Here is a 26,443-nt window from a genome sequence, read left to right as displayed (position 1 = left end):
TTTTCCATCGGCCGGGGCCAGTACCCAATCGGTGTCCTGGGCGATCGACGCCAGCCCGGGCGGCAGCACGAGGTCGAGGGTGATGACGGCGCCCGAGCGCGGCAGGTTCGCCAGGCTCACCGGCCACAGCGGGTTCCAGCCGACAACGCCATCATCGAGCACGCGCCGGACGACGTGCGCGTGCAACTCGGCCTGGAGCGCCTTGCCGGCATTGTCCATGTGGATGCCGTCCGATTGCACCTGGGTCTGGTACATCGGGCCGAGCATCGTCACGCCCTGACCGAGGCGAGACTTGGCAACATCCAACTGTGCCAACTTCACGCCCGTATTCGTGGGCACGTTGTTGCTGTCGAACTGGTTCTGCTGGGTCAGGAAGATCTGCGGCGGGACGTTGAACCCGACCGCCGCGTTGATGATCTGGACGTCGGCGCGCAGGTTGTCGATCAGCGTCCCGAGCGGCGTCGCGTAGGTGGACCGCCCGTAGGGGCCGGCCTCGCCATGCACGATCACGATGGCATCGGTGTAGGAACGCCGGCCGTAGCGGGCCGCCAGGGGCGGGCACGCCGTGAGGATCGCCATCAGGTTGGTGTAGGGGGTCTGCCCCTTGGCGAAGGCGCTGAGCGGCTGGCCGCCGAAGGTCGACGTGGGCGCAATCACGCCGGGCCCGGCCGGTCCGGCATCCCGGTTCTGTCGTTCCAGGTACAGGCCGAACAGTGTGTTGATGAACTGCTGCCCGCCCTGGCCGTCGAAGAGCGGCACGAGGTCGTTGATCAAGTAGCCGTTGGCGACCGCCCCGCCGAATGCCTTGCCGTAGACGGCCGGTGCGAGGACGTGGCGCGGATAGGCCGCGCCGGTGATGACGGCGAGATCCCCGCCGCCGCCACCCGCCTGGCTCTGGCCGAAATAGGCCCGGATCGGCAGCGGGCGGCTGTCGGACACCACGGCGGTGTCGTAGAGGCCGCCCTCGATCTGGCGGATGTCGTAGACGGTGCGATCGGCATCCTGGCGGGTGCCGATCAGCGTGCCGGCCGGACCGTAGCGCAGGTTGAACGGGCGATGGTCGCCGCGAAACAACGCGGGATCCGGGGTGAGACGCGCGCCTACATCCCGCGCGCCGCGCGCCGAGAGGCGGAGGTAGAGCCCGTCCCGCTCCAGTCCCAGAGCGACGCGGCTGCCGCGCCGGATCGCCCACTCGAACGACGGCGCGTCGCCATCCGGCGCGGCGACGGCCGGCTGCTCCAGGCACGGGATTTCAACGCCCTGCGATGTGATGCCGAGGAACAGCCGACCGAGCGTCGAGACGATTGCGTCGACGTAGGGGAGGTCGTCGCCTGCCTCCGGTGCGAGCCCCGTCAGCGTGAGCCCGCCGAGGCTGGCCTGGCCGCGGCTGAAGAGGCGCGGGATCTCAACGGCGCCGTCCGCCAGAAACCCGAGCAGCACCCGGCCGAGCGAGGAGGTGAACGCCTCAACGTAGGGGTTATCGTCGCCGTCTACGGGCCGGGATCCGGTGAGGCGGATGCCCGAACTGCTCAGGCGCGGGATCTCAACGGCGCCGTCCGCCAGAACCCCCAGCACCGCACGGCCCAGAGTGGTGACCAGCGCCTCCACATAGGGATCATCGTCGCCGTCCGCAGGTGACCGCCGCAGGACGAGGCCGCCGAGCTGCGCCGGATTAGCGCTGAACAACCGCGGGATCTCGATCGTGCCGTCGCGCAGCGCCCCGAGGAACAGCCGCCCCAGCGTCGAGACGATCGCGCCAGCATAGGGCGCATCGTCGCCATCGGCGAGCGCCGGGCCGAGCAGCCGCAGTGACGCCAGATTGAACGTCGTGGCCCGCTCAGTGTCGATCGTGCCCAGGCGCGCGTCGTGGACATCGTCTGCTGCCCGACGGGCGCTCGCCTCGGCAGCCTCCGCTGTCGTGGCGCGGCTCTCCTCGGCCGTGATCCGTGTGCCGAGGTTGGCGTCAGCGGCGAGCCGGGCGTTGATCTCCGTGTCGACCCGGCCGCCGAGCGCGTTGTCGGCGCCGATCCGCGCCGACGTCTCGTTGTCGATCCGGCCACCCAGAGCCGTGTCGGCCGACATGCGCCCGCTGGTCTCGGCGGTGAGGTCCGTGCGCAGGCCGGCGATCTGGCTGTCGTGCTGGGCATCCTTCCCGGTCGAGCGGGCGATTTCGGCGTTGAGGTCCGAGCGGACGTTCGGGTCGGCTCCAGCTGCGAGCGTGTCGATCCGCTGGCCGAGGGCGGCATCGGCCTGGATGCGCTGCTGCCGCTCTTGGTCCAGCGCCTCCTGAAATTCGACCTGGCCGCCGCTCCCGATGTAGATGGCCGCGGACCAATCGAAGGCCGAGTTCGTGTTCGCCAATTTGATGAAGATCCGAATTGGAAGCGGATCAACAGCAACATATACGAAGCCTCTCGGCTGATTGTTATAGTTGTCGCGCTCGGCCAATGTCCCAGATGCATCGAACCTGAACGGAGAAACAACCTCCCACTTGGCGAGAAGGTCGGCGAACCGCTTGTTGATGCTGATCGCCGAGCGCCAGTACTCGCCCAGCGACAAGATGTTGAACGCCGGCTCCCCAACCAGCGAAGCGAGCGGCCACGGCTGCTTGAGCGTGATCTGTGTCGGGCTGTCCCGGCTCGCGATCGGAATGGCCTGGCCACGAGCGCAGAACAGGTCGTTCTCCGCCGCGGTGAGCACCGGGGCGGTAGCGGTCACGACATTGAGCCCCGTCCCGATGGAGACGGAGGGAACAGGATCAGCCATGTCGGGGGGTCACTCTCCGGAGACGGGGTCTCGACGGCGGTGGATCAGGGCCTCAGGCCCCGGGCGGAAGGTTGAATTCAAGGCAGGCGGTCCGGAGAGCGGCGACAACCCCGCTCTCGGTGGCGGCGCGAGCGATGGTCTGGGTGACGCGCACGCGCTCAATCTCGCGCGCGACGGTCTTGGCACTCTCGGCCGTGATCATGCCGGCGAGAGCGCCCGGCTCGATGCCGCGCTCCGCCGCCTCGATCGCGATCCACTCGCTCTCGCCGCCGGCAGTCACCCGGGCCGCCTCTTGCGCCTTGAGCAGGTCGGCGGCCTGTAGCCCCGCGGGGCGGGAGATCAGGGCGAGCCTGGCGTAGTGGTCGGTGGCGATCTCCTTGGCTCGGGCTCGCACCGCCTCCAAGCCAGGACCGATCACCACCGCACCGATGGGCGGCTCCGGCACAGGCCCGGCCGTCACCGGCACCGTCAGCGTCTCTACAGCCGAGCGCCGCGGCCACGCCTCCATGGTGACCCGGTAGGTGCCCGGCACCATCAGGACGAGATCGACCGCGCCGCCGGCCGTCGCGGATCCGGTCACCGGGCCCGTGACGGTGAGGGCGGTGCCCGGGGGTAGGGCGACACGCGCGGGAGCGCCGGGAGCAGGTTCGCGGGTATCGAATGCCACCACGAGGTTGCGGCGCGTGCGCAGGACCGGCCCCGGTCCGGACAGATCGACATAATGGGTGTCGGGGTGGCCCTCGCCGGAGACAATGCCGCCCCGCTCCGCAGCCTCGGCCGCGATATGTGCCGGCTCCATGCGACCCCATTCCGTGATCCGACCTGCCGGATCGTGACGCACGAATGCGATCGGCAGCGGCAAAAACGGGATCATTTGCTCTCCTGGACGCAGATAAACACGCCGCCGATCCCGCGACTGTTGTCATCGACGACCATGTACGTGTGGCTCCCCACGCCAGGGACATCGAGAATTGGATAGGCGGTGGGCCCGAGCCGAAAATATGATGCGTTGATCTGGGGGTTCGGGTCAAAATCCATCGTAAAATTCGCAGGGATGGCGCCGATTAGATTGCCGTCCCTGTATACATTTAGAGCGCCAGTATTCGTCCCCACTTGGGTAAACCGCTGGCTCAGATCGCCCGTGCGATTGGCGATGACAAGGACGGCGCCAGCCGTGCGGACATTGATGGTCACGCTGGCCTGCTGCCCACCCGACTGTGCCGAGACCAGGCCGCTGATCGCACCGTCCCTGACGTTGATGCTGTCGACAGTGAGCGTGCCGATCTGGGCCGATGTGGTGATGAGAGACGTCGTCGAAACCATCCGGCTCGTGATCATACCGTCCACGAACAGGTCGCCGGACAGCTTCAGCAGCACCTCAAGGCCCGAGCCGTCGAGCCGCTTGGCTCCGGTCATCACGAGGCCGCCGGTCTGCCCATCGATCTCGAACGCGATGCCGTATTCCAGCCTGATGCCGTTGATCGACGTGCCGTAGGTCGTCAGGGTCGCGGTGTGGCTGCCGACCGTGGTGCTCAGGGCCTGGAGCGATGATGCCTGCGCGGACTGCTGGCCCTCGATGTTGCTCGCCCGCGTCTGAAGCTGGGAGACCGCCTGAGCGTTCGCGCCGATCTGCCCGCCCTGGCCGGTCACGGCGCTGGACAGGTTCGTCAGCTGCTCGGACTGCGAGCGCAGCCCGCCCTCCACGGTCTCGGTTCGTGTCGTGAGCTGCTGGAGCGCCTGACTGTTGCCGGTGATCTGACCGCCCTGGGTCGATACCGTGCTCTCCAGCGCCGTGGTGCGTTGCGCCTGCGCTGCGATGTCCGAGCTGTTCTGATTGACCTCGGTCGTGAGGCTATCGAGCGCGGTGGCCTGTCCGGCGATCTGGCCTCCCTGTGCTGTCACGGTGCTGCGCAGGGCGGTGAGATCCTGCGACAGCGTCGAGATGTTGCCCTCGGTGAGGCTCACGCGGGTGGTGAGGCTCTGCTGCGCGGTAGCGACGCCGGAGAGTTGCAGGTCGGTCGCGTCGATCCGAGAGCCCAGCGTCGTGATCTGCTGGCTCTGGGCGGTCAGCACGCCCTCGGCGTTCGTGACCCTCGTGCTGATGCCCTGGATCGCGGTGGCGTTACCGACGATGTCGCCCTCGGCGAGCGTCAGGCGCGCGGCCAGCGTGGTCTGGATCGATGCCAGCGCCTCGTTCTGGGAGACGCGCGCCACCTCCTCGCGCTCGATGGCGGCAAAGTTGGCCGAGGCGCCGACCTTGATCAGCTCGCGCTGTTCGTAGGCGCCGAGGTTGGTGGTCGCAGCCTCGTTCGCCAGCCGGTCGACGGCCTCGGTGAGCTGCCGGATCGCACCGCGGATCGTGTCATCGGCGGTGCGGAGCGCGGTCTGGGTCTGATCCGCACCGTAGGCGAGCGTCCCGCGGCCGAGATCGGCGATGGACCGGATCTCCCGCTGCGTCTCGGCGCTGAGTTTTTCGATCTGGATGCTGAGATCAGCGAAGAGATCGCCCTGGATCTGCAGCTCGGGCGCAATGACGTCAGTGACGGACCAACCGCCCGGCACTCCGCCTGGGGTCACGCCTCGCACCCGGAACTTCATGGTGTCTGAGGCGCCGACCACCGCCTCGTATGTGGTGCGATCGGTAGGCGGGCCCGCAGCCCAGGTAGCACCGCCGTCGTAGGAGACGGCCACGTCGTAGGTTGCCGCGTTCTTGGCCGGCAGCCAGCCCGCGGTGAGCACCAGGGTGGCCTGGCGCTGCGAGATGCTGGCCGTCAGGAAGGTGATGACCGGCATCGCGCCAGAGTACAGGTCGGGCACCTGCAGCAGCGGGGGCACGCCGGTTTCGGTGGTCTGGTAGACCTCAGGCGCGTCAAGCACACCCGAGAGGTGGATGTGCTCTCCGTCCTGGTCGGGATCACCGCTGGTGATCAGGACGGGGAATGAGCGCGGCTCGCCAGGCGAGAACGCCACCCACGGGGGCTCCTCGCTGTCGGACCGGGCTACGGCATCGGCGAGCGAGACTGGATAGCCGTACTGCGCGCTCGCCGCGGCGGCGATGCTTGCTGCGTCCGACCCGTTGATGGTCAGGTCCGCGTCGGTCGCGCCGCGCGTGACCCGAACGGGCCCAAACGGGCGGCCATCCCGCTGCCGGATCTCGATCCAGTGCGTGCCCGACGTCGTCCAATCCGGCGCAGGGTCGAGGGTGAGGCTGAAGCCGTTGTTCGCGGAGGCCACGACCTCATGACTGGAGCCCCAGCTCTCCGGCTCCTCGGTAGTGATCTTGACGAGGTCGCCACGCTTGAGGAGGCGCCCCTCCATACGGGCGATCCAGGATACCGTGATGCGGCGATATTGGCTCTCAGCGGCCATCTGGCGGATTGCGCCAGCGGCCTGTGTCCGCTGCACGATGCCATCGAGTTGCACCCGGGCCGGCTTCAGCAGCGTGACGCCATCCGGCGCCGACGAGACCTCGGCGAGCCTCCAGGTGGTCTCGTCGACATATTCGCCGACCATGCCGTCGGCCCAGCTCTCATCGGAAAGAGCGTAGTCGATCTCCAAGCTGTCCCGGACGATGTCGTTGTCCGTGAAGAGCATGCGCGGGAGACCGCGCGGCTGGTCGCGGGTGATCGTCAGCTTGTCGCCGACGGGGCTCGGGATGGCCCGGCCGGCACGCAGCACCGTCTCCAGCACGTCGTCGAGGTTCTGCACCTCGGTGAAGCGGTAGTCGAAGGTGTGGCCGAGATCGCCCCAGAGCCGGTCGTAGGCGAGGAAAGCGGCGAAATCGACGTTCGACAGGCTGAGACCTGCCGCGTAATCGCCGTTCCTCCACCAGTCGAGTGCGGCCCAGGCGATGCTGCGGGTCGGCTCCTCCACGAACTGCCCGTCGCGCCAAACCGGAAGGATCCGAGTGCCGATCACCTTCACACCGCCGCCGGACACGCCCGATAGCTTCTGCGATGCCACACCCTTGAGCGCGAGCATCGTCACACGCGGGAAGGTGTTGGGCCCGTCGATGTGGGCGCGTAGCGCGGTCCACGTGACCTCGTCGGTGCCGGAGATCTTCGCGATCCCGCTGTCTTCTACGGACGGGTTCTGCCGGCGGGCCCGTACCTCATAGCGACCTGGCGCTACCGTCACGTGCTCCGTGACGCGGATCTGCGACTGCTTGTTCTGGCTGTAGACGTTCCTGAAGATCTGGATCCACGGGCCGGTCGCAGCGCCAGCGGCGTTGACCGTCCTGGCCTCGACCGCGATGTCCGTATTCGCTGCGAGTGTCCGATCCTTGTAGGTCACGTAGGCACCGCCCGACCATACGAAGTCGAGCAGCAGCTCCTTGGCGGAGGTGCCGGCGGCGTTGACGATGTACCCGGGCGTAAAATCCTGACTGAGCTGGACGCCGTTCAGCTCGTCGGCCGTGACCACGTTGACCGGGTAGAGGGTGACCTGCTCTCCCGGCTCGACGAACTGCATCTCGATGCCAGACCACTCGGGAGCGAACCCGTTCTGGTCATCCCAGATCGGAGTGTCGCCGATCAGGATCTGCTCCAGGCGCATCCGACCGCATGTCAGCGCGTAGAGCGCGTAGTCGGTCATCGCATCGCCGTTGAACTCGCTGTAGGTCGGCGCGCCATAGTCGGGAGCGAACTTCATCCGGCCGTTGAGGACCGGGATGGGCTGCATCGGCCGGGCTTGGGAGCCGCCGAAGCCAAAGGAGTGCAGCTCGTCCCTCGCGTTCGTCTTGCCGCCTGCCTTGGGCATCAGGAAGTGTGAGATCGCGAGCGCGCCGGCGCCGACGATCACCGCGGAGGCGATCTTGCCGAGGATGGTCAACGAGCCTGCGGCAGTACCCAGAGCAGGGATACCAAGGGCAGCTACCGCATATGGCGCCAGGGCCGTTAGAGCGATCAGCGACACGATGCTGACGATGCTCTTCGCGGTCGAACTCCCGCTTCCGCCACCGCCCATCGGGCGCGAGACGAACTCGATGTTGTCGTTCAGCGCGAGGTGCCGCGTCGCCCACTCGGCCCGGCCGTAGAATTCGCCATTGATCCGGCAGACGGTCGGCAGATCAAACCGCCACGCGACGCGCGCGAGATAGGCATCGACCGTCTCGCCCATGACGGCCGACGCCTCGCGCACGGGCAGCACGATGGCCGGCTCGTCGCAAGACGAGGTGTCCTCCGCATCCAAGAGCTGGAGGTTATGCCGAACGGCGATCTGCATGGTATGGGACGGCAAAGACCGGAGGGGTGCGATGCGGGGGATGGTGCTGGCGCTTGGGATCGTGGCGCTCGCGGGCTGCCAAGACCGGCTTTACAACAGCTCTTTCGAGGTCACTGGAGAGCAGAATTTTCGATACCGGGGTGAGGCCGGCGCGGGCCAAGCTCTTGATACCCCCGAGGGGGAGAGGGCCAGGATCACTCAGATGGAAGGATGGCTGCGGGACAATGGCCTGTGCCGGTCCGGCTACGTGATCACGTCGCGGATCGCGACAAAGAGGAACGCCGCTCTGCTGGGCGACGTGTACGACGTGAATTACGTGGGGCGGTGCTCGTAGCCGGAATGCGCCGGAACAGCCGCGTGTAGGTGAAGCCGATCGCCCGGAGCGCCGGCAGGTCATCGGCGACCACGCCCCGGCCCTGGTCGACGTGGATCACCACGCCGGCGGTGACCGGGACGACGAAGGTGCCGAGGTGGAAGTCCCGGGCGAGCACGTTGCCCATCAGGACGATGTCGCCGTCCTGGGCTTCGGCGTCAGAGACTTCGGTCCAGTTCTGACGCTCGGCGTGGTTCAGCATGGCCTCCGCCTGGGACCGGGTCGTCGCCGCCACGAAGGGCAGGTCCGGCATCTGGACGGCGTAGAGGTTGCGCTGGATGTGCTGGGCGAGGCCGTAGCAGTCGAACTCGTCCGGCCCGGCGGCACCGAGCCGGTAGCTCTTGCCGATGAGCCCTTCGAGGAAGGCAAGGCGATCGGTCATGCGAAACTACCCGCAGTGCCGAATGTCTTCCTGCGCCATCATCGAGAGCTTCTCGATCGACCTGGAGAGCTGCGCTTGGCCGCCCCGGATCGTATCGTCGACGAAAACTGTGAGCCGGGCGGTCTGGTCGTCGATAGTCGTCGTCATGCCATAGGCACGAGGGCCGATCTGAGCATGCGGGGTGATGATCTCCACAACCCGCAAAGTGCGCGTCGGGATTGCCTGGATCGCAGCTAAGACAGGAGCGGCCACCGGGGCGAGCCCCAGTAGCTTCAGGATGGATCGACGGTTCATGCTGCCTCCTACGCCCCGGCCGCCACCATCAGCGCCGGGAACCTGGCTTGGTCGTAGATCTCGCGGAGCACCCTGAGCCTCGTCGGATCGGCGATCGTCAGCGTGCCTTCGAGCCGGGACGCCTTGCGCTTCACGTTGCGCAGCAGGAGCTGGTAGGGCCCGTGCCCGACCGTGTCGGGATCGCTCTTCAGGTAGCCCCGGAAGATCACCCTGACGCTCTCGTTCAGCGCGGTGGCTGGCTGCAGGTAGCGGCCAACTTCCCGGTTCACGTTGTCGATCCAGATCCCCGCCTCGGCGCCGAGCTGCCCGATGCTCGGGTACTCGATGCCGAAGGGGATAGCCTTGAACGTCACCATCTCGCCGGCGTTCAGCGGCGCGTTGCCATCGAGCCGGAACTGCATGTCCTCCGTGTTCATCACAGCCCGGATCGGCGCCGGCGCGCCGTTCTCGACGAAGACGCTGTGGACGAACTCCAGGGTGACGAGCATGCGCTCGGTCACATCGACGGTCGCCGCAGCCTCTTCCCAGGCACGTGTGGCCGTGATCGGCATCAGAGATTGCGCACGTTGAGGGTGAACGACACGAGTGTCTTGGTGTCGGCGAAGGGCTTCTCGCTCACGCCGTTGGCGCCGTCCTTGATCTGGACCGTCCGCGGTTGGTGCGTGCGAGTGGTGGCGATCCAGACCGGCATCGTGAACTCGGCGGCCCCCTCCCCCAGCGTGTCGACGAGGAAGGATTGCCAGATCGCGAGCTGCTCCGGCGTGAAGAAGATCGCCATGTCCATCGCGGTGATCCGCAGCGTGAACTGCGGCCGCTGCCGGACCTTGCCCGACTGCATCTCGCTCCTGGCGAGCGGGAGCCCGAAGTTCGGGATCCCATAGTTGTCTCGCAGCCCCTCGTAGGGGAGGTTCGCCGGCCAGGTGATCGCCACGCTACTTCCCCACCAGCCGAGCGCCGCTGATCTGTTTCAGAGCGGTCCGGGTCGAGGGGCCGCCCATCAGGACGGCCGCCACCTTCTTGTCGATCATGACGTCGGTGCGGACGCCCTGTGGGCCGTTGGTTTGGGTCACCTCGGTCCGATCGCCAGCGTGGATGTGCAGTTCGGGCTTACCACCACCCACAACACCAGCCGTGGCAGCGGTGAGCCCGGCGATGGTCCTGGTTGCGCTTCTGCTCATGCGCTCGGTCAGCACGCGCTCACCGGCCTCCAGTACCGCGGGGAATTCCCTGCCCGTGAGGCCGGAATGGAAGCGCGGCGCCGAGCGGATGACCGAGACCGGCAGCCTGCGGCGGGCCACCCCATGAACGCCGACGATGCCACCCTCGTGGTGCATGGAGGCTGGCAGGAACGGACCGATCGCATCAGGCGCCTGACCGGCGAAGTTCGATCCGCCCGACAGGCCACCCGAGAACAGCGAGCTGATGTTGAAGCCGCCCTCTCCGAGCTTGGTGAAGATGTTCGTCAGCGCGGTCTGTAGCGGCTTGAAGGCGGCATCGAGCGCGAGATCAATGACCTTCTTTTTGAAGGTCGCCAGGGCGTCCGCCATCGTGGCGGTGCCGTTGGCGACGCTCTTCACAAGATCGGTGACCGCCGACGTCGCGCCGCTCGCCCACTCGGGTGCGGCCTTTTCTCGGATCTTCGCCTGGATCAGTTCGAGGTTGTTGGCGATCTCCGGGCTCTTCTCGGCCGCGGCGCGCACCGCTTCAAGATCCTGCGCGAGCTTGCGCGCCGGGAAGATCTCGTCGAGCGTGGTGCGGGCGAGCTTGCTACCCTCCAACACCTTCATCTTCTCATAGATCTGCTGCATCACCGGGGGTACGCCGGACAGGTCCCCCGATTTTGCAGCGTCGATGAACGCCTGGATGTTGTCCTTGGCGACCTTCGCACTCTGGGCGAACTGAACGGTCTTGCGATCGAAGTCCGAGAGCATCGCGATCTGAGCCTGCTGGTCCAGATCGGTGATCTTATCCTCAGTTTTTTCGGCGTCTGTCTTCTTCGGTTTTCCGCCTTTGCGTCCCTTTTTGTTATTCGCCGAGATCTGCTCCTGCAGCTTCTCCTGCTGCTCGAATTCGCGGGTGGCCTTGGCGATGTCGAGGCCGGGGTTGGACTGCTTCGCCTCCATGGCGGAGGCCAGGGCGGTCTTGCCGGCAGCCTGGAGACGGAGGTTCTGGGTCTTGGCCTGCAGCTCGGTCAGGGCTTTGTCGCCGGCCGCAGCCTGGTCCTCGATCTCTTTCGCATCGGCCGCCTTGATCGTGCCGATGCTGGTCGTCTTGACCGTGATGTTGATGGTGGCGGATTTTCCGTCGAGAGCGTCGACCTGCGCGCCTACATCGGCGATCGTCGCCGATGCCGTGAGCGCCTTTTGGTTTGCTTCGATTAAGCTATCAATCATCGGCCTGAAATTAGGCATCTTCTCGCGTAGTTCGAGCAGAGCCTGAGCGTATTCCTCTGCGCTCATTTTGCCATGTGAGAACTGAGCAACGACATCCTTAAGCTCTAATGGTACATAGACGCCGGAGAGCATGGTCGAAGCGTTCGCCCGGACGTTGGCGATGTCCTGCACCGCGGCCTGGAGCTGGTTGCGCAGCTCCTGCAACTCGGGGAAGTTGTAGCTCCCCTCCCCGATCTTCATCAGGCTGTCGCCGACGCTCTGGGCGTAGGTCTTGATCTCGTCGAGCTGACGTTTGGCGCGCTCGGGGTCCACGAAGTCGCCTCGCGAGAGCGGGCCGCCCTCGTCGGCGTCGTAGACGGCCTTGCGGCTGCGCAGCCGGCTTTCCAGATCGCGCTGCGCCGCCAGGGCATCGGCATTCGCCCGGACCTTCTTGGCAGCCTCCTCCTGAGCCGCGGCGAACCGCGCGACCTCGATAGCGCGCTCGGCATAGCGAGGATCCGCCTTCGCGGCTTCGAGCATCACGTCGGCGAGCTGCCGCGTGGCCTTGGCCGCACCTTCCGAGGCCGGGTCGAGCTGGCGCGCGTTTCGGGCCGCCTCTGCGAGATTGATCCCCAGGCGGGCAGCGGCGCGGTCGAGATCGTTCTCTGTGGTGCTGCCGCCCTCGACCCCATAGCCGGCCCGGCGCATCGCGTCGCTGGCGGCCGAGCCGAAGGCATCCAGTGCCTTGCTGCGCTGGTCGACGACGCCACGCAGGGCCTCCACCTGGAGCCGGTTGTCCTGCTGTTGCTCGACCGGGGAGCGACCCTCGCCGCGCTTGGTAAGGGTGTTCAGCTCTCTGGTGCGGTCGATGACCTTGCCGAGAGCATCAGCATGCTTCTCCGCAGCCGCGGCGGCGCGGGCCTGGTATAGCTCATAGCCGATGAAGCCGACCGATGCCGCGGTGATGGCTGCCCCGAGGGGACCGCCGAGCAGGTTGATCAGGCCGCCGAACGCCGCGCGGCCCACGTTCGCCGCGCTGCCGAGCGCCACCTGCAGCCTGCCGGCACGCCGCTCGGCGTTGTCGACTGCCTCCGCGGTCTGCGTGACAGAGGCCCGAGCCTGCTCCAGCGACCGAGCAGCTAGGACGGCGTCGGCTTCGGCAGCGGCCTGATTGCCGGCGGCAGAGTTCTCGACCGCGCGCCGCGTGGCGGCGACGCCGCGCTCGGAGAATGCGCGGGCCGTGGCGAAATCACGCTGGCGAGCCGTGAGGGCGGAGATCTCCTGGTCGACGGCGGCGAGGCGCTTCACCTTCTCCTGCTCGGACAGGACCAGGCTCGCGTTCGTCTCGGCGCGGCGCTTCTGAAGCACCTGCTGCTGCGCGACTGCCTCCGCCTGGGCAGCAGCCAGCTTCTTATCGGCTTCGATCGCCGCCTGCGCTGCCTTCTCGCGCGCTGCCGCACCCGTCTGGCGCAGGGTCTCCTCGCTGGCGTTGATCGTGGTCAGCTCGGTTGCGAGCTGGCCTGCGATGCGGTCGCGATCCGCGACGGCCGCCTTCAGGTCGGCGTTGAGGCTCTCGCGAAGCGCCTGGGTCTGGGCATCCTTGGCGAGCGAGGCACGGGCCTTGGTTCCGATCACCGCATCGATCGCGTCGCGGTCCTGCTGGAGCGCAGCGACGCGCCGAACAGCCTCGTCGTACTGAGGGGTGAGCGCAGTCCTGGCCTGCCGGGCAGCCGACAGCGCCTTGTACTCGGTCGCGGTCAGGGAGCCGGCGGCGAGGTCCGCGGCCTGGATCTTCTTCAGGTAGTCATCAGCCAGAACGTTGCGGGTCGCCAGCGCCTTGTCGAGGGCGATCTGAGCATCGACCTCCTTCTCGATCAAGCTCATCACCTGCGCGGCCGAGCGCGCCGGTGCGTCCTGGCCTGGAGGAGCGCCAATCCGGTCGCGCTCACGCTGCTGCAGGTTCACCTGCGCGGCTCGAACGGTCGCCTCGGCGGCCTCCAGCTTCCTCTCCGCGGTAGCCGCCGAGGCGAGCGCCTTCTCCCGGGCGGCGTTGTTCACCTGCCGGAGCTTGTCCTCGCGCGCCTCGATCTCGCGGCCGGCGGCGTTGAGCTGCTGCCCAAGACGGTCGCGCTCCGCCACCTGCTCGGCAAGGGCTTCGTTGTAGGCGTTGAGCGCCTCCTGTTTCCGGCGAGACGTCGAAGCCGCAGCCGGCCGCTGCGGGAGACCGGCGATCTGCGCTTGAATGTCCTCGACACGCTGCTGCGCCGCGGCGGCTTGGGGCTGCAGCAGACCGCGCCGGCCGATAGCTGCCTGATAAGCCTGCTCCTGCTTCTTGGTCAGCGCGCCGGTCGCCATCTCCGCCCGCAGAGCAGCGGACAGCCAATCGGCGGTACGGCTCTCGACAGCCGCATTTCGCTTCGCGAGGGCGGCCTCGGCAGCGGCCTCGGCGTTGATGGTAGCCTTGGATGCCGTAACTGCGGCAGCAGCAGCTTCGGCCCGACGCTTCTCGGCAGCACTGACCTTGTCGGTGGCACCAGCCAGGGCTGCGCGAGAGCCGACGAGATCCTTCTCGGCGGCTTCCAGAGCCTTGATTGTGTCGGGCTCGGCGAGCGCGAGCGCCGGCGCGGCTCGGGCCTCCGCGACCTTCTCTTGCGCCTTGAAGTAGCGGTTGAAGGCGGCTTGGCGCTCGAACCTGGCCTGGCGCTGCGCCTGCTGCGCGGCCAGGAGATCGGCCTGGCGCTCGGCGCTCACGGCTCGGATCGGCGAGACGGCGCGCTGGATCCCAGAGGCCAGGAAGCGAGAGGCGATCGGCCCGGACAGCGCCGCGACGGCAAGCAGCACGCTGTCGCCGATCGAGTTCATGTTGTTCGCGACGAACCCCAGGCCCTGGGTCAGCGCCTTCGTGGCGCCGATGCTCTTGTCCAGGTTCCCGAGGTAGTGCGTGAGGGCGTTGTCGATCTGCTGGATGCCGGCGGCGATCGTCGGCGTCGTCCGGGCGAAGACCTCGTCGACCTCCTTGCCCGCGTTCAGGATCGCCTTGAACACGCGATCGGCTGTCAGCTCGCCCTGGGAGCTCAGATCATTCAGCGCGCCGACGGCGACACCGAACTCGCGCGCGATGGCCTGGATCAGGACCGGGCTGTTCTCGGCGATGGAGCGCAGCTCGTCACCCTGCAGCCGGCCGGAGCCGAGCGCCTGGGTGAGCTGGGTCGCGATCGAGGCCGCTTCCTGGACGGTCGCGCCGCCGGAGACGAGCGCCTTCTGTGTGGTCTCGACGACCCGCAGGATCTGCGTCTGGCTGGCACCGAGCTGGGTCGAGGACAGCGTCAGGCGGCTGAAGAGGTTCGCCGTCGCCTCGTAGGAGGTGCGGGTCTTCTGCGCCGTGTCGAAGATCTGCTGGTCGACCTGCAATCGCGCTTGGGCGTCGGGGATGGTGGCGCGCAGCCGGTTCTGGATGTTCGTGTAGGTGTCGGCGTAGTTCTTCAGCGCATTGGCCGCGACGCCGCCGGCGAGGCCGCCGACCGCGGTGCCGAGCAGGGTGAAGGCGGACGACAGCGCCTTGACGCTGGCCTCCGCCCGCAGAGCCGAGAAGGCGACCGAGTTGATGGCCGAGTTCGACCGGCTCAGCGCTGAGAGCGAGGTGGCCGCCCGGTTCGAGGACTGGCCGATCTCGTCCATCGAGCGCGAGACGCGCGAACCCGCCTGCTCGGACTGCGAGGCGGCACCCCGCAGATCCGACTGGAAGCGCTCCACGCCGATCAGGCGCAGAGTGGCTTCGATGCTGGCGACCTGGGCAACCATCAGGATCTCAGTGTTTGACGATCTTCACGCCGTCGAAGCCGGAGAAGAAGGCCATGAGGTCGGCGGTGGTGGCGGGCTTGGGCTTCTCGGGGAAGCACTTCTCAAAGTCGGGGACCTGCGAGAACCCGGTGAGGCGAGCCGTCATCCATGCGAGCCGTTGCAGCTCGCGGGTTCGATAGTCGGACCGGGCCTGGGCCACGGCGTAGACCTCGGCGGGGGTCATGCCGAGGATCTCGTCGGTCAGGAGACCGCAGGCGTATCCGACCTGGACGGCTCGATCGATGAGCCCGCCATCTCCAGGTCCGGCAGAGGGTCCGGATCGGGATCGCGGTCAGCCGCCTCGCGGCGGTCCTCGACCAACTGCGCGTAGGAGCGGCCGGTGATCGCGAGGGCGATGGCGTCGATGATCTCCTGGGTGACGTCCTGCACGCCGAAGGGGAGATCGTCGTAGTCGACGCCCTTGTTGAGCGGTTTCCGACCGTCCGCCTGCTTCAGCCCCGAGCGCAGGCAGAAGACCATGCACTCGGAGGAATTTCCGATCAGGCGGTTCGTGATCTCGGTCGTGAACTGCTGACCGTACTTCTGCTCCAGCATGATCAGGTCGGCCGTGCGGTAGCGCAGGACGACCGGGTTATTCGCGTCCCCGAGGTACGGGAACGGAACCTTGTTTGTCGGGTCGGACATGGGTCACCGTCAGGTGCGGGCGTTCGCCTCGGTGATCACGTCGGACGACAGGCGGCCGGTGAACATGCGCTTGGCCGGGTCGCCGCCGGTGCCGTGCATGATGTCGTGGCCGAGCAGGGTGTAGTTGAACCGGAACTGCGATCCGGTGCCGGCCGGGGGCTGCACGATGATCTCGACCGTCGAGTTGCTGTCGTAGAGCGCCTTGAGCCCGGTCTGGCTCGTATCGTCGCCGAGGAAGAAGCAGGTGATGTCCATCGTCTGCCCGTCCTTCAGGCCGCCGATGTAGCGGACCGTATCGGACTTCAGCGGGGTGGCGGTCACCTCGTTACGCCGCTGCGACAGGTTGCCGAAGGTCTCGACCTCGTTCAGCTCAGTCCCGGTACCCGACGCGCCTACGGCCTTGTAGAGCACGATTGTGCCCGCGCCGATGTGGACCTTGTCCGGCATGTCTCTCTCCTGATGTGGGATGCGCGGGAGGCTGGATCGTCACCGCGGCGCCGCGCACGCCGGTGCGGAATGGGTCAGCGAGACCGGCCGAAGATCGATTGCGCGAGGGACCGGGCGGCCTCCTCGACGATCTCATCCTTGGTCTCTTCGTAGGCCGGCCGCATGAAGGGGGATGGCCGGGCACCGGGGTGCCACTGCCCGCCGTTGCGGTTCGGCTGATAATGCGGCGCGGTGCCGAGTTCGACGAGAACGCCGACGCTCCAGTGTTTCTTGCCCTTGATCGGACCGGCGGCACTTGTGTCCTTGGTCTTCTCGGCGATACCGAGCGCCCCACTGAGCTGACCGCTCTTGTTCGAGCCATTCGCAGCGAGGTGCGAGCGAGCTGCCTCGACGAAAGGCCCTAGGCCAGCGTGCCGAGCCTGCTTCTGCTCGGCTTGGGTCGGGTGCCGGGCGATCTCGCGCAGCAGACTGGCAAACTGATTGAACGAACCCATCAGGAGTACGTCACGTAATAATCGCTCATTCTCCTGAAGATCGACATGTCGTCGTTGGTGTCGCCGACGTCGGAGACGCCCTTCAGGAACACGCAACTCTTGCCGGCGAAAATGCCACGCCGGTTGCGCAGCGCTTCCTTCACCGCGACGGCGAGGTTCTCGACCTGCGTGGCCGAGCGCGCCCGCATCTCGATCGTCACCCGGGCCTGCGAGAGGTCGGTGGTGCGGGACACTCCCTCATAGCTCTCGTCGGTGACCTGATAGACGATGATGTCCGGCCACTTCGTGCCGCCGGAGATCGGCCCGATACGATCCTCGACGATCGCCGTCACCGTCGGCGAGGCCAGCAGCGCCTGGATGGTCGCGAAGGTAGCGCTCATCAGTTGCAGATCACTCGGACGGTCGAAGCCGTGCCGCTATCGGCCTGCCGGAAGGGTGTGCCCGAGAGGGCGAGCGTACCCTGCGAAACCTTCACTGCGACGGTCGCGCCCGAGAGGGTCTGCGAGGTGACGCCGCCGGTGACCATCTGCTGCACGCCGCTGATGGTGAGCCACCCCGGGATCACATCGACATCCGGCGCCGTGCTGCAGGTGGGCCACGTGAAGGTGGCGACGCCGGAAGTGTTGGCAGGTTGGGTGTAGCGCTCGACACGGCGAGGCGCGCCGGCGGCGCCGGTCGCTCCCTGCGCACCTGTGGCTCCCGTGGGGCCGTTCAGCCCTTGCGGGCCTTGCGGCCCCACGGCGCCGGTCGCGCCGCTGTTTCCCATCGGGCCGGCGGGGCCTTGGGCGCCGGTGGCCCCGGTCGGTCCAGCGGGGCCAGTGTCGCCCTTCCCGCCTGTGGCCCCGGCCGGACCAGGCACACCCTGAGATCCAGGGACACCCTGTGGTCCAGCGGGCCCCGCGGGACCGCGCTCGCCATTCTGTCCAGGCGGTCCAGCCTCTCCAGGAATTCCTCTCTCACCGGGTTCTCCTTTCGGCCCGGGAGGACCTTGCTCTCCACGAAGGCCGGGCAGCGCCGTGCCGGGCGGCCGAGCGAGCGCCGGTGCGGTCGAGAAAGCGAGAGCGAGCGCGATGCGTAGAAGGGCGCGCATCAGCCGCCATTCCCGTACATGATCTCGTACTCGCAGGTCATGCTGGAGAGGTCCGCGGGGTAGCCCGGGATCGCAACAAGCATGGTCGAGACGATGCGCTGTGAGCCGCTCGTGGGGTTCGCGGCGCTGCCGAGGGTCTCAGGGCCGCGGGTCATCCGGATGCCTGAGAAGCGATCGATGACCTCGGTCTTCGAGGTCACGCGATCGACGCCCGGGTAGCCGGTTGGTTCGGTCCTGAGCGGCTCCAGGGCGGAGACGGTCATGATCCGGACGTCAGCGCCTGCGCAAGGATTGAAGCCGCGGTAGGTCGTCGCCCCAGCGGGCTGCGTGTAGACGAATTGCTGCGGCGCCGTCGTCACCGGCATCATGAAGGAGTTGCGCACCTTCCGGGTGAAAGGCGCGCTCATCACCTGCAGCGGCGAAAGGAGACCGCCGCAGGGCACCACATTACGGCCCTCGCCGGTCGCGCAGTGGATCACCGTGCTGGACACGTTCTCCCGGTTAGGGCCGAGCCAGGGCATGTAGACCTGCGCGAACGCCGCCCCTCCGCCCAGCAGGCCGAGCGCGACGGCCCATGGAGCAAAGCGCTTCATGTCAGCCTCGAACGATGCATGTTGAGTTACCGCGCGCCTTCGCCGGCGACGCACTCAAGACGAACCTGCATGCGCAGGTCGTTGTCCGTAAGAACGGTCTTGATGTCCAAGATCTGCTGCGGGATGCCCATCACAATCCGCATGCCGGGCGTGACATCCTTCAGCTCCAGCCAGTCACCCTTGAGCACCTGAATGGTCTGGCTGTAGCGGGAGCCGGTCTCGAAATACTCGCCGCCGCGGCGGACGTCGATCGAGACCCATGCCTTGCGGAACAGAGCCCAGGTCTGCACGGGCTCGTTCGACACAGGATCGCGGGCCTCGGTGGAAGTCTGGATCTCCACCAGCGTGGAGGCGCGGCCGGCGGCGAGCGGCATCAGGAGTGGTCCGGCTCGATGCGGTAGCGACCAGCGAGGCTGCGAACCCCGAGCTGCACCTCACGGCTGACGTTGCTCACGCGCGGATCGGCGATCGTCGCCTCACGGTTCACGTACCAGTGGGCGGCCAGAAGCTTGATCGACTGCTTCAGCCCTTCCGGGATCGTAGCCGGATCCTCGTGCCCAGCCTTGAACCGGATGCGGTAGCGGCGCGGGTCTCGCGCGAAGGCTGGAGGTGAGACCAGCGACGGCTGCAGGCGCGCCAACATGCCGAAATCGCCGGAGTTGGTGAGGATGTAGGTCGCTGCGTCGATGTCCGCGTAGGTGTCGATGATCGCGTCCCGTCGGGCGAAACCGACCGTATCGCCCATGAAGGGCCGCACCGGCAGCTCGAACACGTCGACCAGCGTCTCGACGTAGACCTCGAACTCCTCCTCCAGGAGGCAGTAGCCGTTCGTCCACCCCTCTGGCCCGGACAGGTAGTCGTAGGCCGTCGCGATGTAGCTCTCGATCAGGTCGTTCTCCTCGTCGTGCATGACGCGCGCCTGCGCCTTCACCTCGGCGAGGGAGACGACGTCGAGCTTCTGGGCCCGCGTCAGAGGAGCGGAGATCCGGCGCAGGTCCATGACGCTCACTTCGTGAAGTAGCCCTTGCCGCCGGCCGGCGTGACCATCTTGTCGGGATGGCGACGCACGGTCTTCGGCCCGAGATCAGGGCGGTCCTGCGCGGGCGGCCGGCTTTCCGGCTTGCCGCCCTGCTCCTGCTTCTCGCCGGCCATCACGAGGTCGGCAGCGAGGACATGGAGACCGCGGATGTTGCGGGCTTGCGGCGGCTCCATTCGGTCTCGACGATCTGCTCCGCCTCCGCCTTCGTGTCGACGTTGCGGCCGGCGAGCTGGCTCGCGATCTTCATGAGCGGCAGGTGGTGCATGGTGCGCCAGTCGTCCGGGATGGCGATCTTGCTCAGCCGCTCGGCCTCGGTGTTGGTGGTGACGACCTTCTCGTCGGGCTTCACCGACTTGAGATTGCCGACCGGCTCGGCCCAACCCTCGTCGTGCAGGCGCTTGGCGACGTGCGGGTGATAGCCGGCCACGTCGCCGATGCTCTCGGTCGAGGTGTGCTTGATGTTCTTCATGGGCACCAGGCCGGTGCGCTCGTCTGCCAGCGCGGCGTAATCCTCGACCTTCATGTCCTTCGCCATCGTCGTGTTCTCTCACCTGTCAGGGAAAGCTCACCGGACTATTCCGGTGAGCATCGGCACCGTCAGAGGTTAGGGAGCGCCCCAGCGGACCTTGGTGAGGGTGGCGACGGCCTTCGACTGGTCGAGGGTGACGTCGTGCTCCATCTCGGCGAGGATCGCCATCATGTTCTGCTGCCACAGGAACACGGTGGTGCCATTGTCGTCGATCGTGGCCTCGGTCGAGGACTTCATGATCATGCCCTCCTCCTCGGCAAAGAGGACGTGACCGAAGTCGACGAGCGAGAGACTGCTCTCGTCGGTGGTGGTGCCGCCGTTCTCGGGGATCTGGTTCGAGACCAGGAACGAGATGCCCTTGAAGTTGCCCTGCGCCAGCTCCGGGTAGATCCGGTTGCCGTTGCCGTCCCGGAGGTTCGAGAGGTAGTGCCAAGTGCGGTAGGAGAAGATCCACCGCCACTTGTTGGTCATGACAATGTTGGCGCCGGTCATCGACAGGATCATGCGCGAGGCGATGCTGTCGATTTCGGCGACCGTGGGCGCCTTCACGTTGGCGAAGTAGCCGGTGGTCGAGGCGTCGAGGGTGGTGATGCCGCTCTTCTTGAAGATGCCGAGCGGGGTCGCGCCGGTGCCATTGCCGAAGTACATGGCGCTGTCCATCGTCAGGCCGAGCACCTGGCGAAGGTCGTTGCGCACGTAGGCTTCGATGTCGACGACCGGCCACTTCAGGGCCTCGTTCGTCAACAGGACGATGCCGGCGAGCTTGTAGGACGACATGTTGATGTCGTCGAACCCGGGCGTGCCGACCGGCTTTTTCGCACCCTCGCCGACATACGCGGCGGTGGCGGGGGAGGCACCACGCGGCTGCCGGAACTTGCCGCCGATCAGGCGGACCCGGCGGGGATTGCCTTCCAGGAACGTCGCCTGCGGCCGCAGCAGTTCGATCACCTCGGAGGTCACGGGCTGCGGCAGCAGCACGTTCGAGGAGATGCCCGAGGTGACGGTCTTCCGGCGCTGGATCGCGATCTGCTCGTCGGCGAAGTCGCCGAAACCTTCCGCCTTGAGCACGGAGATGGCGGTCGCCCGCTCCTTCGGGTCACCGTACTTGTTGATGAGCGCCGCCTTGGCGTCGGCGGCCACTGCGAGCAGGGTCTTCTGCTCCTTGGCGACGGTCTGCTTCGGCACCGCCCAGGTGCGGACGTCCGGGCCGCCGTTGTGGCCGATGCCCTCGATCGGATCGTTGGCGCCCTTGGAGGAGAGCCCCTCGATGCGCTCCTCCTCCTCGGCGTCCTTGATCAGGTCGAGCACCTGATTGCAGGTGGCGATCCCGGCCTTGTAGGCGGCGCGATCCTCGGCAGTGGCGCCATCGGCCGCGGCCTTTCCGCGAAGGGCCGCCAGCTTCATGCGGTCGGCCTTCAGCTTCTCGCGCAACTGCGCAAGGGTCATGTCACTTCTCCATGGGGAAAGGTGGCGGCGCCCGCACAGGGGAATGCCACCGGGGTGAACCGCCGTGTGCGGGCGGGTTACAGCGCGGCGTGAACCGCGATCTCGGCGTCGAGGGCGGCCAGGTCGGCATCGGCCTCGAACAGGTCATGGATGGCTTCGAGGGCTGGCAGATCCTTTGCGATCTGGTCGCGGACCTGCTCCTCGACGGTCTTCTGGGGCTCGGGCACCGGCGGCGCGGCAGGCTCCTCCGGCTTCAGGCCGAAGAACTTGGCGAGGCGCGTCAGAGCGCCTTCAGCTTTCTCGGCATGCTCACCCAGGGCGCGCAGGTCAGCGGTCGCCTGCGAGGTGTCGACACCGAGGGAAACGGTGTGCGATGTCTTGCCGCCGGCAGCGTCGCGATGGGCGTCCTCGAACGCCTTGCGCGGCATCAGGATACCGTTCTCCAGCTTCCAGGTGTCGAGCACCTCTTCGATGATCTCGCGGGAGAGCACGTCGCCGTCGGCAGCGGCCTTCGCCAATGCAGCCGGGTTCGCAGGGATCGAACACGGCGAGCATTCGTACAATTCTGCCGAATGGATGATGTACCCCGGATAGTAATATTCGCCCTTCATCTCATCGGGGACTTCCCGACGCTCGATCTCCTTCGGCATGAAGCCGATACTGCAGGCGACGAGGGAGCCGGCCGCCCAATGCGCTTCGAGGCGCTGAGCGTTCGGGTCGGCCATGGTGAGCGCCAGTTCGCCCTCGGTGCGCTTCGGGCGTCCGGTGAGGTTCTTCGCGAGGTTCTCCCACTTCCCGACCGGGAAGTCGCCGGAGCGGTGGGCCCACGGCGCGACCGGGTTCTTCTCGAACTCGGTGGTGTCGAGGCCCGCCTGGATGACGATGTCCCGATCTCGGTCCTCGACCTCCGCCGACATCACGAAGGCCATGCGGCCCGAGCCCTTGGTGTACTTGGCGCGCTTCTCGCTCTCGGCGTGAGCGGCCTTGAGCACCACGCCGTTGTCCCGGGCGAACTGCTTGCGCAGCAGGCCGTAGGCGCCCTTCGCGTGCAGGTACTCGTCAAGCGAGACGCGCTTCGTGGTCATGGTGTCCTCAGGAGAAGTTGTCGGCCGTGGTGCGCTGCTCGGCGCGGATCTCCTCGACCATCCGCAGCAGCGCGTTGGCGAAGGCTTCGGCTTCGGCGAGGGTGCGGGCGGAGCGCATGCCCAGCCGGCCCTCCCCCATGATGACGTGGATCATCTCCCTGACGCGCTCGGCGCGCAGGTGGATCTGGCCGTTGGTCATGGCTGTCCTCACGGGTTGTCGGCGACGAGCCTCAGGCCCTTTCCGGCGTTGTTGTCGGGGCTCTCGCCCTCGCCTGCGCCGGGCTGGGTGGCGTTCTGTCCGGATCCGGCCTGGACGACCTCACCGTTCGCATCGACCAGGCTCATGTTGACCGGCACGGTGCGGCGGTCGCCGCCCTTCTTCAGCGGGTTGAGCCGGAAGGGCATCAACTCTCGGAACTCGTCGAAGGTCAGCGCGCCCGACTGCATGCCGGTGGTCAGGAGCTTGTTCAGCGTCTCCGGATCCGCGGCCATCAGGGCGCCGCGGTCGAACTCGGGCTGGTAGGTGAACCACTCGCTCTCGGGCAGCACTGCGTTCCGCAGCTTCGCCTCGATGGTGCGGGCGGTGGGGATCAGGCAGTCGTTGGCATACTGCCGGTCCATCGCCGACATGTTGTTGTAGGCGACCGCCTCCAGGGCGAAGATCTTGTGCGGCGGGGTCTGCATAAGGCCGCAGATCCGCATCACCTGCTGGGTGAAGCTCTCCGCGGTGCTGTTGTCCTTGGCGTTGAAGGCGATGGACTTCGCGCTCAGACCCATCTCCAGCAGGATCGGGTCGCCGTAGGCGCTCGCCTTGCGCACCCGATTGGTGATCTGGCGCTTCAGGCGGTTGAAGGCCGCCTCGCCTGCATCGCCGGCGGGGAACCCTTCCTTCGTCTCGAAGACCAAGGTCTGCTTGCCGTCGTTGCCGAACAGCTTGGTCTGGTACTCGCCGATCGCGCTCAGCAGCTCGAAGATCGGATTGCCGAGGGTGAGGTTCGAGAGGCCGTTCACCCCGTCGAAGAGCCGGCCGCGCCAGTGGATCATGCGATCCTCGGGCACGATCAGGTAGGTGTCGCCGAGGACGGCGCGCTCGTACTCGGTCGCCGCCCAGATCTCGTAGAAGATGCGGCCGCGGGCGGTGATCCGCATCCGGCAACGGGCCGGCAGGAGCGGGATCAGGCCAGTCACCGTGCCGTCGGCGGAGATCTCCTTCAGGGCGTAGGCGTTCTGCGCCAGCTCCAGGTGCAGGACGACCATCCGCCAGAACTCGGACCACGTCATCGACGTGTCGTTCGGCTTGGTGGCGAGGAGCCGAGCGAAGTCGTGCTGGCCGGGCTCGACCATACCCCAGCCGCGTCCCTGGCGCCGCCAGAGCAGCATGTCGGCCTTGGAGATGTCCCGAGCCTTCACGTCCGCGCATTGGATCGCCAGGGCGAGGCCGGTCGCGTTGCTGCTCAGGAGGCCGCTCGCGCTGCCGAGACCGAGGAAGCCGAACTCCTCCCAGCCGTGGTCGAACTGCTGCCACTCCAGGGGGTTGCTCGGGCTCACCGGTGCCTGATGCACGAGCTGGCCGGCCTCGCCGGTCTTCTCGGTAGCGAAAAGCTCGAACTGCTCGGCCATCAGGCATCTTCCCCGAGCAGCCCGCGCTGCAGGTAGACGTTGGGGGCGGTCTTCTTCGTGCCGTCGAGGATGCCAGCCTCGTCGTGGAGGCGGGCTGCGTTCGCGAGGATCAGCGCGTCCATGCCATCGATCGACAGCTTGGAGCCCCGCTCTTCCTTCTTCGGCAGCACGTTGTCGTTGGCGTCCCAGAAACCGACCACGTTGCCGGCGCACCAGGCCGAGATCGGGTTGGCGTCGTGCTGGAGCCGGTCCGGGTTGCGGTGGCGAGCCACAAGGTCGTCGGTCGACCGGGTCAACTCCCGCGGGCTCTTCGAGACCCGGAAGGCCACGTGCCCCCGCTTCTCGACCGCGCCCATCAGGAAGTCGGCCTGCCAATTGTCGAACGAGAACCCCACCACGGTGTGGCCCTCGACCGTCGCGAGGATGTCGGCCAGGATCTGCTCGTGGTCGACGTGATCGCCCTTGGTGAGGGTCAAGTGTCCGTCGCGAGCCCAAGCCGAGAACATGTCGGCGAAGCGCTCATCCTTGAACCGGCTGCTCTTCTCCGGCAGCCAGTAGCGGATGTGGGCGAAAAGCTGGTCGCCGACCTTCGCGATGAAGGCGGCGGCGTTGAGATCCGAGTGCGAGGCGAGGTCGACGCCGACGTAGAGGGGGAAGCCCTTCAGGACGTCGAGGTTGAGCCGGGGGTCGCCGCACTTCCTCCAGTCCTCGGTCGAGAACAGTGTGCCGGCAGCCCTGACCCAGATATTGAGCCGGGTCCGGACGTACTCCTGGAGCTTCGCCTCCGAGATCCGCGCCTCGGCCTCCTCCTCCCCGATCGAGACCGGGTTGAGCGAGATGCCCCAGAGCGGGTTGAACTTCTCCAGGACCGACGGCGTGAACCGCTGATCCTCGTCGCCGGGCTCGGCCGCGTAGATGACGGTGAAGCGCCGTGGCGCGCGGATCTCGCCCTTCAGGACCCGCTGGTCGTCGCAGAAAGCCGCGTAGGCGGGCCCGAAGCTGTCCCGGCCTGCAGTGGAGATTGAGACCCACAACGGCGCCTTGCGGGCGCCCTGGGCGCTCTTCAGCACGCCGATGACAGCCTGGTCCTGAGCGTGCAGCTCTTCCGCCAGCACCACGTGGGGGTTCAGGCCGTCGAGGTTCTTCGCTCGGGAGGCCAGGAGCTGGAGCGTCGCCCCCGTGGCGCCGAACTCCATCGCCTCCTTGGTGTATGAGATCCGCAGGTGCGCCTGCAGCTCCGGCTCGGCGTCGACCGTCTGCCGGATCATCTTGTAGGGGACGTCGGCCTGCTTCTCCGAGCCGGCGGAGATGTAGCCCTCGGCACCCCTCTCCCCCTCAAAATTCAGGGCGTAGAGCACGATGCCGGTGGCGAGTGTGCTCTTCCCGTTCTTCCGAGGGACCCAGAGGTTGACCGTGCGCGTCCAGCGCCGGCCGGTCTCGCGCTCCCGGAACCCGAAGATCGCGCAGATCCACCAGCACTGCACCGGCTGGAGGAGGATCGTGCCGCCGTCGCCGCCCTTCACCTCGGGCAGCATCTCGATGAACCGGCAGGCGTCGATCGCGTGCTCGACCGAGAAGACCAGCTCGGAGCGAGGCTTCTTCGCCTCCTGCAGCATGTGCAGGTAGCGCTCGGCCGCCAGGATCTCGAACTCGCAGGTGGGGATCCGGCGGTTCACGACCGCCTGGCAGTACCACTCGGCGATGCGGGGATAGTCAGCGACCGGAGCGTCGTCGAAAGTGGTCTTGTTGAACGTCCTATCGGCGACGGTTCGGAAGACCAACGCGCGCGAACTTGTTGACGGACGCGCCCGCCGGCGCGGCGATCGGCTTGTCGAGCCCGCCGAGGTCAAGCCGCTTGAGCGAACGGATGAGGTTCTCAACGTGCGAGCCTTTCGGGGGCTTGCCCTGCAGAGCAGCGTCAGTCACGCCGTCGAACTGGACGATGTACGCGCAGAGGGCGGAGTGCTTGCCGACCGTCATCTGGCCGGCGTCGAAGACCATCCTGGCGAGCCGGTCGTATTCGGCCTTGGCCTCGTCGGTCTTCAGAGGGAACAGGCAGGCCGGGATCTCGCGATAGCCCGGCAAGGCCACGACCTTGGGGTCACCCGCGCCGACCTGCGCCAGGTTCTTGCGCTGGATAGCTGCCATGGCTTTCTCGAATTCTCACCGCTGTTGTGATCCGGGGTCCTAGGGTTCGCGATGACC

The 26,443-nt window shown here is 67.1% G+C and carries 25 protein-coding genes; all 25 read right to left on the bottom strand.

Annotation, left to right across the window (positions count from 1 at the left end):
- Positions 1–2,700 (bottom strand): hypothetical protein (locus tag VP06_RS14745; protein WP_425350912.1); only part of this gene is annotated, 2,700 nt, incomplete at its 3' end.
- A 118-nt stretch (positions 2,701–2,818) separates the two neighbouring features.
- Complete coding sequence (locus VP06_RS14740) at positions 2,819–3,565, bottom strand: hypothetical protein (RefSeq protein WP_156295618.1); 747 nt, start codon at positions 3,563–3,565, stop codon at positions 2,819–2,821.
- A 71-nt stretch (positions 3,566–3,636) separates the two neighbouring features.
- Positions 3,637–7,989 carry a host specificity factor TipJ family phage tail protein gene (locus tag VP06_RS14735; protein WP_048464527.1) on the bottom strand — a complete coding sequence of 1,451 codons (4,353 nt, stop codon included), beginning with the start codon at positions 7,987–7,989 and terminating at the stop codon, positions 3,637–3,639.
- A 251-nt stretch (positions 7,990–8,240) separates the two neighbouring features.
- Positions 8,241–8,744, bottom strand: coding sequence for an NlpC/P60 family protein (locus VP06_RS14730; protein WP_082167398.1), 504 nt, complete (start codon positions 8,742–8,744; stop codon positions 8,241–8,243).
- A gap of 6 nt (positions 8,745–8,750) precedes the next feature.
- On the bottom strand, positions 8,751–9,038 hold the full coding sequence (locus VP06_RS14725; protein ID WP_048464526.1) for a hypothetical protein: 288 nt from the start codon (positions 9,036–9,038) through the stop codon (positions 8,751–8,753).
- 8 nt (positions 9,039–9,046) lie between these two features.
- The gene (locus VP06_RS14720; RefSeq protein WP_048464525.1) at positions 9,047–9,589 is read right to left on the bottom strand and encodes a DUF1833 family protein; all 543 of its coding nucleotides are present in this window, start codon (positions 9,587–9,589) and stop codon (positions 9,047–9,049) included.
- On the bottom strand, positions 9,589–9,969 hold the full coding sequence (locus VP06_RS14715) for a hypothetical protein (RefSeq protein WP_048464524.1): 381 nt from the start codon (positions 9,967–9,969) through the stop codon (positions 9,589–9,591). Before VP06_RS14715 ends, VP06_RS14720 begins: the two co-directional genes overlap by 1 nt.
- 1 nt (position 9,970) lies before the next feature.
- A complete protein-coding gene (locus VP06_RS14710; RefSeq protein WP_048464523.1) occupies positions 9,971–15,211 on the bottom strand; it encodes a tape measure protein in 5,241 nt (1,746 codons plus the stop codon).
- Positions 15,212–15,218: 7 nt separating this feature from the next.
- Positions 15,219–15,434, bottom strand: a complete 216-nt coding sequence (locus VP06_RS14705) for a hypothetical protein (protein ID WP_048464522.1) — start codon at positions 15,432–15,434, stop codon at positions 15,219–15,221.
- A 17-nt stretch (positions 15,435–15,451) separates the two neighbouring features.
- Entirely contained in the window at positions 15,452–15,895 is a 444-nt protein-coding gene (locus VP06_RS14700) for a hypothetical protein (protein ID WP_048464521.1), read from the bottom strand.
- Between the two features lie 9 nt (positions 15,896–15,904).
- Positions 15,905–16,342, bottom strand: coding sequence for a hypothetical protein (locus VP06_RS14695; protein ID WP_048464520.1), 438 nt, complete (start codon positions 16,340–16,342; stop codon positions 15,905–15,907).
- A 74-nt stretch (positions 16,343–16,416) separates the two neighbouring features.
- The gene (locus VP06_RS14690) at positions 16,417–16,836 is read right to left on the bottom strand and encodes a hypothetical protein (protein ID WP_048464519.1); all 420 of its coding nucleotides are present in this window, start codon (positions 16,834–16,836) and stop codon (positions 16,417–16,419) included.
- Positions 16,836–17,216: a tail completion protein gp17 gene (gp17, locus tag VP06_RS14685; RefSeq protein WP_048464518.1), complete on the bottom strand. Its 381-nt coding sequence runs from the start codon at positions 17,214–17,216 to the stop codon at positions 16,836–16,838. The genes VP06_RS14690 and gp17 overlap by 1 nt, the downstream gene beginning before the upstream one ends.
- Positions 17,216–17,602: a hypothetical protein gene (locus VP06_RS38600; RefSeq protein WP_280950213.1), complete on the bottom strand. Its 387-nt coding sequence runs from the start codon at positions 17,600–17,602 to the stop codon at positions 17,216–17,218. The genes gp17 and VP06_RS38600 overlap by 1 nt, the downstream gene beginning before the upstream one ends.
- 323 nt (positions 17,603–17,925) lie before the next feature.
- On the bottom strand, positions 17,926–18,519 hold the full coding sequence (locus VP06_RS14675; RefSeq protein ID WP_048464516.1) for a hypothetical protein: 594 nt from the start codon (positions 18,517–18,519) through the stop codon (positions 17,926–17,928).
- Between the two features lie 26 nt (positions 18,520–18,545).
- Complete coding sequence (locus tag VP06_RS14670) at positions 18,546–18,893, bottom strand: phage head completion protein (protein WP_048464515.1); 348 nt, start codon at positions 18,891–18,893, stop codon at positions 18,546–18,548.
- Positions 18,893–19,519, bottom strand: coding sequence for a head-tail connector protein (locus VP06_RS14665; protein ID WP_048464514.1), 627 nt, complete (start codon positions 19,517–19,519; stop codon positions 18,893–18,895). The genes VP06_RS14670 and VP06_RS14665 overlap by 1 nt, the downstream gene beginning before the upstream one ends.
- Before the next feature lie 5 nt (positions 19,520–19,524).
- Entirely contained in the window at positions 19,525–19,671 is a 147-nt protein-coding gene (locus VP06_RS36370; protein ID WP_156295617.1) for a hypothetical protein, read from the bottom strand.
- Complete coding sequence (locus VP06_RS14660; protein WP_048464513.1) at positions 19,671–20,093, bottom strand: hypothetical protein; 423 nt, start codon at positions 20,091–20,093, stop codon at positions 19,671–19,673. The genes VP06_RS36370 and VP06_RS14660 overlap by 1 nt, the downstream gene beginning before the upstream one ends.
- A 69-nt stretch (positions 20,094–20,162) precedes the next feature.
- Positions 20,163–21,533: a phage major capsid protein gene (locus VP06_RS14655; protein WP_048464512.1), complete on the bottom strand. Its 1,371-nt coding sequence runs from the start codon at positions 21,531–21,533 to the stop codon at positions 20,163–20,165.
- A 77-nt stretch (positions 21,534–21,610) separates the two neighbouring features.
- A complete protein-coding gene (locus VP06_RS14650) occupies positions 21,611–22,618 on the bottom strand; it encodes an HK97 family phage prohead protease (RefSeq protein ID WP_048464511.1) in 1,008 nt (335 codons plus the stop codon).
- 7 nt (positions 22,619–22,625) lie between these two features.
- A complete protein-coding gene (locus tag VP06_RS14645) occupies positions 22,626–22,817 on the bottom strand; it encodes a hypothetical protein (RefSeq protein ID WP_048464510.1) in 192 nt (63 codons plus the stop codon).
- An 8-nt stretch (positions 22,818–22,825) separates the two neighbouring features.
- Positions 22,826–24,238 (bottom strand): phage portal protein, encoded by a 1,413-nt coding sequence (locus VP06_RS14640; RefSeq protein WP_053081808.1) that lies wholly within the window; start codon positions 24,236–24,238, stop codon positions 22,826–22,828.
- Positions 24,238–26,019: a terminase large subunit gene (locus tag VP06_RS14635; protein ID WP_048464509.1), complete on the bottom strand. Its 1,782-nt coding sequence runs from the start codon at positions 26,017–26,019 to the stop codon at positions 24,238–24,240. The genes VP06_RS14640 and VP06_RS14635 overlap by 1 nt, the downstream gene beginning before the upstream one ends.
- Positions 25,994–26,386 (bottom strand): hypothetical protein, encoded by a 393-nt coding sequence (locus VP06_RS14630; RefSeq protein ID WP_048464508.1) that lies wholly within the window; start codon positions 26,384–26,386, stop codon positions 25,994–25,996. Before VP06_RS14630 ends, VP06_RS14635 begins: the two co-directional genes overlap by 26 nt.
- Positions 26,387–26,443: the final 57 nt, after the last annotated feature.

The sequence above is a fragment of the Methylobacterium aquaticum genome, assembly GCF_001043915.1.
GTDB lineage: Bacteria > Pseudomonadota > Alphaproteobacteria > Rhizobiales > Beijerinckiaceae > Methylobacterium > Methylobacterium aquaticum.
Note: the sequence above shows the minus strand (reverse complement) of the source record. Positions and strands in the feature narration are given on the sequence as shown.